This window comes from Prevotella sp. E9-3 (assembly GCF_022024015.1).
Lineage (GTDB): Bacteria > Bacteroidota > Bacteroidia > Bacteroidales > Bacteroidaceae > Prevotella.
This window is the reverse complement of the sequence record NZ_CP091786.1, coordinates 875971-888766: the sequence shown is the minus strand read 5'-3', so window position 1 is coordinate 888766 and position 12796 is coordinate 875971. Positions and strand designations below refer to the sequence as shown.

7 protein-coding genes are annotated in these 12796 nt (G+C 45.7%); all 7 read left to right on the top strand.

Annotated elements, in window-relative coordinates; translation table 11 throughout:
• Nucleotides 1-181 precede the first annotated feature (181 nt).
• The 7 genes from L6475_RS03250 (at nt 182) to L6475_RS03220 (ending at nt 12681) form a co-directional block, all read left to right on the top strand.
• On the top strand, nt 182-3286 hold the full coding sequence (locus L6475_RS03250) for a SusC/RagA family TonB-linked outer membrane protein (protein ID WP_370641633.1): 3105 nt from the start codon (nt 182-184) through the stop codon (nt 3284-3286).
• 32 nt (nt 3287-3318) lie between these two features.
• Nucleotides 3319-4998, top strand: coding sequence for a RagB/SusD family nutrient uptake outer membrane protein (locus L6475_RS03245; protein WP_237822457.1), 1680 nt, complete (start codon nt 3319-3321; stop codon nt 4996-4998).
• A gap of 21 nt (nt 4999-5019) precedes the next feature.
• Nucleotides 5020-6210: a SusE domain-containing protein gene (locus L6475_RS03240; protein WP_237822455.1), complete on the top strand. Its 1191-nt coding sequence runs from the start codon at nt 5020-5022 to the stop codon at nt 6208-6210.
• 28 nt (nt 6211-6238) lie between these two features.
• Nucleotides 6239-7408, top strand: a complete 1170-nt coding sequence (locus L6475_RS03235) for a hypothetical protein (RefSeq protein WP_237822453.1) — start codon at nt 6239-6241, stop codon at nt 7406-7408.
• An 87-nt stretch (nt 7409-7495) separates the two neighbouring features.
• Nucleotides 7496-9517, top strand: a complete 2022-nt coding sequence (locus tag L6475_RS03230; RefSeq protein ID WP_237822452.1) for an alpha-amylase family glycosyl hydrolase — start codon at nt 7496-7498, stop codon at nt 9515-9517.
• A 222-nt stretch (nt 9518-9739) separates the two neighbouring features.
• Nucleotides 9740-11494 carry an alpha-amylase family glycosyl hydrolase gene (locus L6475_RS03225; protein ID WP_237822450.1) on the top strand — a complete coding sequence of 585 codons (1755 nt, stop codon included), beginning with the start codon at nt 9740-9742 and terminating at the stop codon, nt 11492-11494.
• A 41-nt stretch (nt 11495-11535) separates the two neighbouring features.
• The gene (locus L6475_RS03220; RefSeq protein ID WP_237822448.1) at nt 11536-12681 is read left to right on the top strand and encodes a hypothetical protein; all 1146 of its coding nucleotides are present in this window, start codon (nt 11536-11538) and stop codon (nt 12679-12681) included.
• Nucleotides 12682-12796: the final 115 nt, after the last annotated feature.

Here is a 12796-nt window from a genome sequence, read left to right as displayed (position 1 = left end):
ATCACATTGCAAACGGTTGCATCATCTTGCATAACGTTTTTTTATTAAAAATATTACAAAAAGTTGGAAAGAGACCTATCTTTGCATCGATTTTAATAAGTCTGGGCTAACCAATAGCCTGACATACCATGCCTAGAAATTAATTTTTTAAACTAACATAAACATTTAACACTATCCTAAAATGATGAAGCAGGTAAACATTACCAACCGACGTTTGTCGCTTCGCTTGCGAAGAATTCCTGTCAGGACCCTAGCCCTTCTCATGGGGTTATTCATGACTGTGTGTGCCTATGCACAAATCAATGTGAAAGGCAATGTGAAGGATTCTACAGGAGAGCCCATCATCGGTGCAACGGTTCGCATTGTTGGTCAGCAAGGCGGAACATTAAGTGATTTCGATGGAAACTTCACAATTCAGGCAGCACAAGGAGCCACCCTTGAAGTGAGCTATGTAGGCTATCAGGTGGCTCGCGTAGCAGCAGCCCCCAGTGTTGAGATTATCCTGAAGGATGATGCTCAAGTATTGGAGAACGTTGTCGTGATTGGTTATGGTCGAGCTAAGAAGAGCGACTTAACCGGTTCTGTAACAGCTATCAAGCCAGACGACAAGAACCATGGTCTGAATGTGAATGCGCAAGACATGATCAGCGGTAAGATTGCCGGTGTAAACGTAACCCCGGGCGATGGTACCCCAGGTGGTGGCGCACAGATTCGTATCCGTGGCGGTTCTTCACTGAATGCCAGCAACGACCCTCTGATTGTGATCGATGGTCTGGCAATGGACAACTATGGTGTGCAAGGCTTGGCTAACCCTCTATCAATGGTAAACCCGAACGATATCGAGTCGTTCACTGTACTGAAGGATGCTTCAGCTACAGCTATTTATGGTAGCCGCGCTTCTAACGGCGTCATTATCATTACCACGAAGAAGGGACGTGCCAACCAGAAGCCAACCTTCACCTACACTGGCAACGTATCTATTGCTACTAAGAAAAAGACCGTTGATGTTTTGAATGGTCCAGACTACGTTAATTTTATTCACAATCTCTACACTGAAGATAGCGATGCTTTCAAGGCTTTGGGCTATATAGACGCAGATGGCAACAAGCGATATGCTGACACAGATTGGCAGAATGAGATTTTCCGTACGGCCGTTTCATCAGAGCACAACCTGACAATGGCTGGTGGTTTGAAGAACATGCCTTACCGTGTTTCAGTTGGTGCTACAACTCAGAACGGTATTTTGAAAACCTCTAACTTCACCCGTTTTACTGGTAGCTTCAACCTCTCTCCCTCACTATTGAAGGATCACCTGAAACTGAACATCAATGGTAAGGGTATGTTAGCACAGAACCGTTATGCCGATGGCGGTGCTGTAGGTTCAGCAGTGTGGATGGACCCAACCAAGCCTATTACTGGCGACGACCCTGTTTATCAAGACTATTTTGATGGATACGCTCAGTGGTACACCAGTGCAGCCTATGATGGAGCTGCGAACTGGAAATACACAAAGAACAGCAATGCTACAGCCAACCCAGTAGCACTATTAAAGCAGAAACACGACCGTGCCACTTCAAAGTCATTGTTAGGCAATTTCGAGGCAGACTACTCTATTCATGGCTTTGAAGACCTTCATCTGCACATGAATGCGGCAATGGACTTATCGACTGGTAAACAGAACAATGACGTAAGCCGCTATTCGGCTACGAACAACTACTATGGCTATACTGGATGGAACACCATGGATACCTATAACCTTCAGTTGTCATTGTATGCACAGTACATGAAAGACTTTGCCAAGGTTCATCATTTTGACATCATGGGTGGTTACGAGTGGCAACATTTCCATAAGAAAACCGACTGGTATGGTTACGGAATGGTTCCATTTGACAATACTGTCAATCCTGGCAGCAAATATGATGCTCCTGCAGAAGACCAGACAACACAGTATGAAACTGAAAACTATCTGGTTTCATTCTTCGGCCGTATGAACTACTCACTGATGGATCGCTACATGCTGACCTTCACACTTCGTGCTGACGGTTCTTCACGATTCAACTGGATGGGCGACAACAAGAATCAGCAATGGGGTTACTTCCCCTCAGTAGCCCTTGCATGGCGAATGAAGGAAGAGCCTTTCCTGAGAAATCTGAATGCACTGAGTGATGCAAAATTGCGCTTAGGCTGGGGTCTTACCGGTCAGCAAGAGGGTATTGGTGACTACACCTATATTCCTGTGTTCAAGCCAAACACAAATACACACGCTCTCTATCCTGTATTAGGTGATGGTACTACCTATCGTCCCGAGGCTTACAATGCTTCTCTGACTTGGGAAAAGACCACCACTTGGAATGCCGGTTTGGACTTTGCATTCCTGAACAACCGCATTGAGTTTAACTTAGACTGGTACTATCGTAAGACGACCGATCTGATTAATACAGTATTCGTTGCTTCAGGTTCAAACTTCCGCAATAAAGTAACCAGTAATATTGGTTCGCTGCACAACACTGGTTTCGAGTTTGCAACCACCGTACGTCCTATCCAGTCAAAGAACTGGCAGTGGGAAGTCAGCTATAACTTCACTTACAACAAGAATGAGATTGACGAGCTGATCAGTGGTGAAGGCGATGACTATTATGTTGAGACTGGTGGTGGCGGTACCGGAACTGGTGGTACTGTACAGGCTCATACCGTAGGTCAGGCAGCAAGTGCCTTCCACGTATATCAGCAGGTGTACGACCAGAATGGCGATCCTATTCCCAACACTTTCGTAGATCGTAATGGCAACGGTTTCCTTGATAGCGGTGACAAATACTATTACTACAAGCCTGCTCCTGACGTAACGATGGGTCTGTCTTCTAAACTCCAGTACAAGAGTTGGGACTTAGGATTCTCGATGCGTGCAAGCCTTGGCAACTACGTATATAATAATGTAGCTGCAGGTGGCATGAATGTTGGTGCCGGTTCAGTCTATACCTTAGGATTCTTAGGCAATCGCCAGTACGACGCTGTGAACCGCGGTTTCACCAATCCTGCCGAACAGCAGTATTATTCAGACTACTTCGTTGAGAATGCTTCGTTCCTGAAGTTGGATAATGTAACGCTTGGCTATAGTTTCGACAAGCTATGGGATGCAAGTATTAGCGGACGAATCTATGCAACAGTTCAGAACGTGATGACCATTACCAACTATACCGGTATTGATCCCGAGGTGGCAGGCGGTATCGGTGGTGATATGTACCCTCGTCCTATTACTACGATTGTTGGCTTAACGCTGAATTTCTAAAGTCAAAAAACAATTTTTAAAAGAGTAAGATTATGAAACTGAAATATATATTGCCAGCTGCCGCTTTTGCTTGCTCCTGCTTTATGACATCGTGCGTAAAGGACTTGGAAGTAAACAATGCGAATCCACAGCAGGTATCAAACTTCAATGAAGACTACATCTTCAATAAGATCTATGGAAACTTGGTTCTGACAGGTCAGACTGGTCCTAATGGCGATTCCGACCTTGATGATATTGATGAGGGAACCTCAAACATGATTCGCCAACTTTGGAACGCTAACGAATTGACCACAGACGAGGCACATTGTTTTTGGAACGACCCTGGTCTTCCTGAGTTTAACCATAATGCATGGAGTGATTCCCACCCCATGATGAAAGCGCTGTACTATCGCTTGATGTTCGGTGTCACTATTTGCAATTTCTATCTGGATAATGCCACAGGAGGTGATGCTGCGACAAAACAGAAACGCGCCGAAGCCCGTTTCATGCGTGCCCTACACTATTATTACCTGATGGATCTCTATGCTAACCCGCCATTCCTCACAACTCTTTCAAGTGAGAATGCACCTCAGATTATGCGTGCTGACTTGTACGCCTTCCTTGAAAGCGAATTAAAGGATGTGATAGGTGAAGGTAGCAGTGACGAAATACTGGCAGACGCACGCACTACAAACTATGGACGTGCAGACAAAGCTGCCGGTTACCTATTGCTGGCACGTCTGTATTTGAATTCAGAAGTCTATACTGGTACTGCACATTGGAGTGAGGCCAAGACCTATGCCGACAAGGCTATTGGCACAAGCTACAAACTTTGCACTACTCCAAACAATGGATTCAGCCCTTATCAGCTTTTGTTCATGGGCGACAACGACACCAATGGTGCCCAGGACGAAATTATCCTTCCTGCCCTGCATGATGGCGAAAAAACCCAGACTTGGGGCGGTTCTCTATTCCTGATAGCTTCAATGTACAATGTTGACGAAGTGGCTGATTTAGACCTCTATGGTGCAACGAAAGCCGACGGCACCCCTGTAACAGGTTTCGGAACTTCTGAGAACTGGGCTGGTATTCGTGCACGCAAGCAGTTTGTACAGGCATTCTTCCCAAAAGCAAACAAAGATTCTGACGTTCCTCAGGGTGCTCAGAAAGACGTGGTTGCCAAAGCAGGAGACGACCGTGCACTGTTTTTCACGAAAGAGCACACTTTGAACATGACCGATGAAACGAAATGGACAAGTGGTTTTACCTATGTAAAATTCACCAACATTCATGCCGATGGCACATCAAGCCACCATGCCGGTGGACAGTTCGTGGACACCGACTTCCCCATGCTACGACTGGCTGAGGCCTATCTGATTTCAGCTGAAGCTGATGCCCGTTTGAATGGTGGAACCTGTACCGCTGAAGGTTATAACCGCATTAAAGCTCTGCACGACCGTGCTAACCTCACTGCAACCAACCCACTAAAGAACCAGACCACCTTTACACTTGACGACATCATCAAAGAGTGGTCGCGCGAGTTCGGTTTCGAAGGCCAGCGCCGCATGCATTTGATTCGCTTTGGTATGTACGGCGGACAAAGCGCCTATACCTGGCAATGGATGGGTGGTAGCGAGAATGGTACACAATTCGATGCTCGCTTCAACATCTTCCCTATTCCAAACAGTGAACTGAATGCAAACAGAAATCTGAAACAGAACGAAGGATTTTAAGAAACTTAAAACAGAATAGATATGAAAAAGTTTAATATAATGGCTTCATTGTTGTTGGGCGCGCTGCTTTTTGCAGGCTGCGATGCAGATCGTGACGACAATCCCGTCCTTGACCTGTCAAAACCGCAACAGCCCATCAAACTGAATACCCCCACATTTGCCAATGGCACCTACGACCTAGAGAACTCAGAATCTATTGAGCTGACCTGTACACAGCCATCTTACGGATTCCCTGCCACTGCTACTTATGTGGTACAATTGTCCGTCGATGAAGACATGAGTAAGCCAAATGAGCTGACAACCACCTATTCGTCTAACAAGATGAACGTTTCAGCCAAGGAACTGGCAATTGCAACTACCAAGCAACTCATGGAGAAAAGAAACAAGAAACAGGAAGACTTTCCTATTGAAGAGACCGTATATCTTCGTATTCGCGCTTTCATTGCCGGAGTTACTGGGACAGAAGCACTCTCCAATATCGTCAAGTTGAACAAAGTAAAGACCAAGTTTGCTCTTCCTGACGTGAGTGTTCCAAACCCATTCTATTTCAACGGGAAGTTCAACGGCAACGATTGGGAGAAAGCTGTTGAGTCTGTTCCTGTCAATGGTGACGAGAGCACACAGTGGCGTATCGCTTACATTGACACTGAGGGTGTTCAGGTGAGCCCTGTAGCTGGTGCACCGAACTATGAAGAAGACATGATTACCACTACCTATACTTGCACGGCTGCCGGATTCTCAGTCAGCGACGAAGGTATCATCAAGACTACCACACCAGGCTGGTACACCGTAATCATATCAGGTAAGGTTGACAATGACAAGCGTACCATGAATCTGACCTTTAGTTTCAGCGAGACTGAAGTATGGTTGATTGGTACAAGTATCATCAATTCTGCAGCTGGCATTACAGCTGACAACTGCTGGTCTGAAGCTGATTTGCGTAACGACTTTACCAAGTACGTGAAATTTGAGACGCCAACCGAGATGAACGGTGAGTTCGTTTCGCCTGAACTGACCAGTCCAGTAGATGGAGACGGTGGAACACGTGCTTACGTGAAAGTAAAGAACAACGACTGGTGGAAGACAGAGTTCTTCGTATTCGACAAACAGATTGTCTATCGTGGCAATGGTGGCGATCAGGAACGCGTCAACGGTAAGGTTGGCCAGAAAGTATATCTGAACTTCTCTAACGACACTGGTGACCTGAAATAAGTGAATAACAAAAAAAACAGTAAATGATATGAAAAAAATTTCAATGTATATAATGCTCGCAGTTGCAGGCTGGTCACTGACCGCCTGCGATGAGAGCCACAGCGACTGGGTTGAGCCTGTGGTATATGAGCAGGAGCCAGGCATTGTGATTCAAGGGTTCGAGGCCACTCCCACAGCAATAGCATCGTCAAGCATCAATTTGGGTACAATGACCGAAGATGCTATTCAACTGTTTACCTTGAAGAAGGGTACACTTCCAGCAGGTGTTACGTTGGAAAACATCCGCTTGGAAGCCAAACCTGCCGACAAGGAGAATGCTACAGCTCATAATGTTGTTGCATCAGAGGACGGTATGGTTACAAAGGAAGAACTGGCCAAACTCGTCTATGCTTTTTATGGCAAGAAAGCTACTGAACGTACCTTCAATGCAAATCTTTATGCAAACGCCCTTAAAGGCAAAGAGTCACAGCTCATCACGCTCGGTTCTTTCCAACTGAAATTGACACCAGAAAAACTTGAAGATCCGTATTATTACATCTTCGGTATGTCCACAACTACTGCAGTTGCTTCTGCCAACAAATATGTGATGACCCCAGTTGAAGGCAATGATATGGCATATACCTATACAACCAAGTTCTTCGGTTCTAACGACATGCTGATCTGGAATATCAACTATTGGAAGAACGACCGTCTGAACAATGATTTCAGCAAGGTATATGGTACAGAAGTCAAAGGTTCTAAAGCGGAGAGTGGCAATGTCACCCAAGGCAATGCTCAGAACTACTTCATTGCTCCTAAAAAGAACGTCTTCTATACCTTTACTATCGACCTGGAAGCACTCACCTTCACATGGACAGAGCTGGAGAATCAAAATCAGCCCACTTACACTAATATCTCACTGATTGGTGTTGGTGGAGACTGGGATAACGATATTGACCTCACCGCTGTTGACCGTAACAAGCACAACTGGTATGTTCAGTACACCTTCACCGCTGACACCCAACTGAAGTTCCGTGCCAACCATGGATGGGATACCAACTGGGGCTTCGGTTCGGCAGACGGCGAATGGAATGCTACAAACGACTGGGCAAAGATTTGCACTGTTGATGCCAAGAACATCACAATCACCGCAGGTACCTATGATATCTATTTCTGCGACATTACCGGTGCTGCTCACTTTGTTCCTGTAGAGGAATAAGATACTCAATTTCATCATACAGGCGGACACCCAAAAGGCGCCCGCCTGTTTTCACTAACAATACAGATAATAAAAAAAGGCAACACAATGAAACGAATACTTACTTCGCTTACCCTTCTGCTTTCCACCATCACAATGATGGCACAAGGTTGGCCATCGGAATATGAAGGTGTTATGCTGCAAGGTTTCTACTGGGACTCCTACGATGCCACAAAATGGACAAATCTCCAGTCGCAAGCCGATGAGCTCTCACAAAGTTTTTCACTGGTATGGATACCTCAAAGCGGTAATTGCGGAGGAACTTCTATGGGCTACGACGACCTTTACTGGTTTCCTGGCCACTACAACAGTTCGTTCGGCACAGAGCAACAATTACGCAATCTGATTGCCACCTTCAAGCAGAAAGGTATTGGCACTATAGCCGATGTGGTTGTCAATCACCGGAAGAGTAGCAGCGGATGGTTCGGATTTCCTTCAGAAACCTATAATGGTGTCACATACAAAATGACCGCAGCCGATGTGTGCGGCAATGATGACGGTGGGAAAGCAAAGGCAGAAGCCGACAGACTGGGTGTCGCGCTCGGCAATTACGACACTGGTGAAGACTGGGACGGCATGCGAGACCTCGACCATACGAGTGAAAACGTGCAAACCACGGTGAAAGCCTATTTGCACATGTTGCTCGAAGATCTGGGGTATGCAGGTTTTCGCTACGACATGGTAAAAGGATATAGCGGAACCTATACCGGCATGTATAATGCTGACGCGCAACCAGAGTTCTCCGTTGGAGAATACTGGGATGGAGCTGTCAACAATGTCACATCCTGGCTACGTTACACTAAGATTGGCGGTGGCCGACAGGTCATTGAGAGTGCCGCCTTCGACTTCCCATTCCGCTATACCGTACGCGACGCCATCAATGGCAAAGACTGGCGGAAGCTAAAGAATGCCAGCGTTGCCTCGCAGGAAGCCTACCGTCGCTATGCCGTCACTTTTGTTGAGAATCACGACACAGAATACCGCTCGGCCTCCTATCCGCAAGATCCTATCTACCGCGACACACTGGCCGCCAACGCCTGGTTGTTGGCCAACCCTGGAACACCTTGCATCTTCCTTAAACATTGGCAAGCCTACAAACGAGAGATTAGTGCCATGATTGCCGTTCGTCGTGCCGTTGGACTTCACAACGAATGCACCATCACCCCGCACACACAGCAGCAGCAATTATTTGCCGCCACCGCTGTGGGCAAGAAAGGTTCGATGATGGTGGCAGTAGGAAACAATGCAAAGACCTTTTCGTGCGACGGATTCACTAAAGTATTGGAAGGCTACCACTACGCCTATCTAATGGACAACAACATGGAAACGGCTTGGGCCGATGTAGCTTCTGGCTCTTACCCAAAGGGATTAAACGTCACGCTGTCGGCTGTTACACAGCAGTCCAATGCAAAAATTGTCTATACCCTTGACGGGACCACGCCCACCGCTACAAGTGAAACTGTGGAAAGCGGCACACAGATTACGATTCCCTCTGGCAACGTAACTTTGACAGCGGGCATATTGGTAGGCAGCAGTGTAAGCGGTATCATCAAACGAGAGTATAAGGTCAGTGATTTCTCACCATATACCATACGCGTGTATGTAAACACAGACCAGGTGGGATGGACAAAATGCAACTATCATTCCTTTGGAGGCGATGGTTCACGTGCTGGCACATCATGGCCCGGAGTATCTGTCACGAACAAGGTGACAATCAACGGTAGAGACTGGTACTGCAACGAATACAGCATCAACAGCAAGAACGACTATATTCAATTCGTGTTCAGCACCGCATCAGGCTCACCCCAAACCGTTGACACCGAGAAGCTGACAAAGGATGCATATTTTGAAGTTCTGGCCGAAAAGAGCGGATCGAAACACAAGCTAAAATACAGCACCACGGCTATTGAAAGCACTAAAGCCGATGGTTCCACCGGCAATCAACACGTCTATTCACTCGATGGACGATACGTTGGAAGCGACACTTCTACCCTTCCCCACGGCATTTACATTGTCAAAACGATTGATAGCAACCTGCAAAGTAAGAGCAGGAAAATCATCATCAGATAAGCCTGATACTATCTTTCGACTAAACACCTACAGGCGGAGACTTCCAAAAGTCTCCGCCTGTTTCAAATAACAAGACATCGTCAACAGGAAGTGCAACAGAATGCAAACGTTTACATACGGCAATACATTTTTTTATATATAAAAAAGATACTCGTGAAGCAAAAAAAAACTAATTTTGCTTCGATAATAAAAACCATATCTACCTACTAACGTAGAAATAACATGAAGAAGATCTACTCACTTATTGCAACACTATTTATTGTTTTATCATCACACGCTCAGTGGCCAGCCAACTACGACGGTGTGATGCTACAAGGTTTTTATTGGAATTCATTTGAAGACACCCAATGGACCAAACTAACCTCACAGGTTGATGAACTCTCCACATACTTTAATGCCATTTGGGTACCGAACTCAGCATGGTGTACTGATGGTAATTCAATGGGATATGATCCCGTTTACTGGTTCCGCCACAAAAGCTCATTCGGACAGCATCGTGAGCTCACAGAAATGATTAAGGCGTTCAAGGAGAAGAACGTAAGCATTATCGAAGATGTGGTGCTCAACCATAAGAAACCTCAAGGTAAAAAAGTGATGAAAGACGGAAAGCAGGTCAGTTCATGGATTGACTTCGTGGAAGAATCACCTACTATTGAGGGACAAAAATATGAAATCAAATGGAGCGGTGCCGATATCTGTAAAAATGATGATGGCGGATATACTGCCTCTCAAGGATGGGAAGTAACCGGCAACAACGACACTGGTGACGATTTCTCTGGTTTTCGCGATCTCGATCACACCTCTGCCAATGTACAGAACAATATCAAGCTTTATCTACGCTATCTGCTGAAGAACCTTGGCTATGACGGTTTCCGTCTTGATATGGTAAAAGGCTATTCGGGCTATTACACCAAACTGTACAATGAAGCCGTACAGCCCAAATTCTGTGTTGGCGAATATTGGGATGGCTTTGATGCCATTACCAATTGGATCAACGCTACTGGCAAGACTTCTGCCGCTTTCGATTTCCCCTTCAAATACCAACTCAACGAAGCCTGTAAAGGCAATTGGGGTGCGTTGAGCAACAAAGGTCTTGCTGGCAGCCCCGACTGGAGTCGCTACAGTGTGACCTTCGTTGACAACCATGACACCTACGAGAACGAGAGCCGCCTGACGGGTAGTGTTCTTGCAGCAAACGCCATCATTCTTGCTATGCCTGGCACTCCTTGCATTTTCTTGAAGCACTGGCAGAGCTATCCCATCGCCATCGGCAACATGATTCTGGCTCGAAAAGCTTGTGGACTTACCAACCAAAGCAATATTACCGAGCAGAAAGCAGTAAGCGGTGGCTACGTCATCAAGACCCAAGGCAGCAAAGGTACCGTACTCGTACTCTGTGGCCGTCCAAGCTATGACACCAATGGTTTCAAGCAGATTGCTACCGGTGAAAACTTCGCCTATTACGTGAGCAATAATATCAATGTGGAGGGGTTGCGCCCTGGTACCGACAATCCTTATAAGGGTGAAATTCCTACCTGTGTAAAGCCCATCGAAGGTCATATCTATTTCTATTTCCAGGCAAACAAAGATTTCCCAACACCCTATGCATGGGTATGGGGCATGAACGAAATCAACTTTAACACTGTAAAGACATGGCCCGGTGATGCTATGACTAAAGTGGGACAAGACAGTGACATGCACGACATCTACCTTTGGGATGGTGGTGAAGCAGGTGCAAACATGCCTACAGGTATTGTAGTAAGCAACAATGGTGGCAAGCAAACTGCCGACTTTGTATTCTATAATGGTGGCTATTATGATGCTTCCGGCTATCTGACTACGCCTACTGCCATTGAGGCAGTCAAAAGCGACAAGCATTCAACTTCCGCAAAGACCTATACACTCACAGGTCAGCAAGCAAATGCCAACTATCGCGGTATAGTTATAAAGAACGGAAAGAAAATTATTTCAAAATAAACATTATTAATTCATATTATTAACTTTTAAACACTACAATTATGAAGAAAATTTTTACTCTTATCATGATGCTTGCAGCTACTTTAACCATGCAAGCACAAGACACTTGGACTGTTGCTGGTGAAACAGCCATTACTGGCATCTCATGGACACCTTCTGATGAAGCCAACGACATGACTACCACAGACGAGATTACCTATACGCTGGTAAAGGAACATATGATGGTGAAGGCTAAAGATGCAGGCTATGGTTACAAAGTTGTCAAGAACCACTCGTGGGACGAAGCTTATCCTGCTGACAACGCACTGCTGGTTATCAACGAGGATGCTGAATACAAAATTACCTTCTCCTTCAACTCCCAGTCTTTCGAAGTGAGTGCTACAGCTGAAAAGACCGGTGAATATGTAGCTCCGGAAGGTGATCAGACATGGACCGTAGCTGGTGTTGCTGAGCTCTGCGGAACAGCATGGGATCCTACACTTACTGATAATGACATGACCACTACAGACCAAGTAAACTATAATTGGAAAAAAGAAGATGTAGCGCTCGACAAGAATACACCTTATGCATTCAAGGTTTGCGCCGATCACGCTTGGGATGAGAGTTATGGTAATGACGAAGGTGGCAACTATGAGATTTCTGTTAACGAACCAGGTCTCTACACAGTTGAAATTGCTTTCAATTCTAATACAAAGGCTATCTCTGTAACTACCACAAAGACTGCTGACCATTCATTCGCTGAAAAGACTTGGACTATCTGTGGTAAAGCAGAACTCTGTGGAAGCGAGTGGGATCCTGCTGACACTACCAATGACATGATAAAAACGAATGAAGGCGAGTTCACCTTGGTAAGGAGAAATGTTGCACTGATAAAAGATACTGAATATGAGTTTAAAGTTGCCGCCAACCATTCATGGTCAGAGTCATACGGCAATGATATGGGTGAAAATCAGGTTTTCAAATTGGATGAAGGCTTAGAAGACGGCAATTATGACGTAACATTCTATTTCCTCGTTGAAGCCAAGACCCTGTGGGCAGAGGCAGAAGTTGCAGATCCTGCTGGTGTAACCACTATGAAGGCCGACAAGGCAAGCAAGTTTGTCATCTACAATCTTCAGGGCCAGCGCGTAGCCAACAACTATCGTGGCATCGCTATCCACAACGGTAAGAAAGTGGTGATTAAGTAAAACCACATTGAATACATATTAAATGAAAAGGAACATTTCGGCTGAAATGTTCCTTTTCTTTTTGTAAAAAATAGAAAAAACAGACACCTTGAAGGGAATCGAGTCATTGATTGAT

What these genes read in the sequence shown, in the direction of transcription:
- L6475_RS03250 (WP_370641633.1), top strand. Translation starts at nt 182, where the DNA reads ATGATGAAGCAGGTAAACATTACCAACCGACGTTTGTCGCTTCGCTTG.
- L6475_RS03245 (WP_237822457.1), top strand. Translation starts at nt 3,319, where the DNA reads ATGAAACTGAAATATATATTGCCAGCTGCCGCTTTTGCTTGCTCCTGC.
- L6475_RS03240 (WP_237822455.1), top strand. Translation starts at nt 5,020, where the DNA reads ATGAAAAAGTTTAATATAATGGCTTCATTGTTGTTGGGCGCGCTGCTT.
- L6475_RS03235 (WP_237822453.1), top strand. Translation starts at nt 6,239, where the DNA reads ATGAAAAAAATTTCAATGTATATAATGCTCGCAGTTGCAGGCTGGTCA.
- L6475_RS03230 (WP_237822452.1), top strand. Translation starts at nt 7,496, where the DNA reads ATGAAACGAATACTTACTTCGCTTACCCTTCTGCTTTCCACCATCACA.
- L6475_RS03225 (WP_237822450.1), top strand. Translation starts at nt 9,740, where the DNA reads ATGAAGAAGATCTACTCACTTATTGCAACACTATTTATTGTTTTATCA.
- L6475_RS03220 (WP_237822448.1), top strand. Translation starts at nt 11,536, where the DNA reads ATGAAGAAAATTTTTACTCTTATCATGATGCTTGCAGCTACTTTAACC.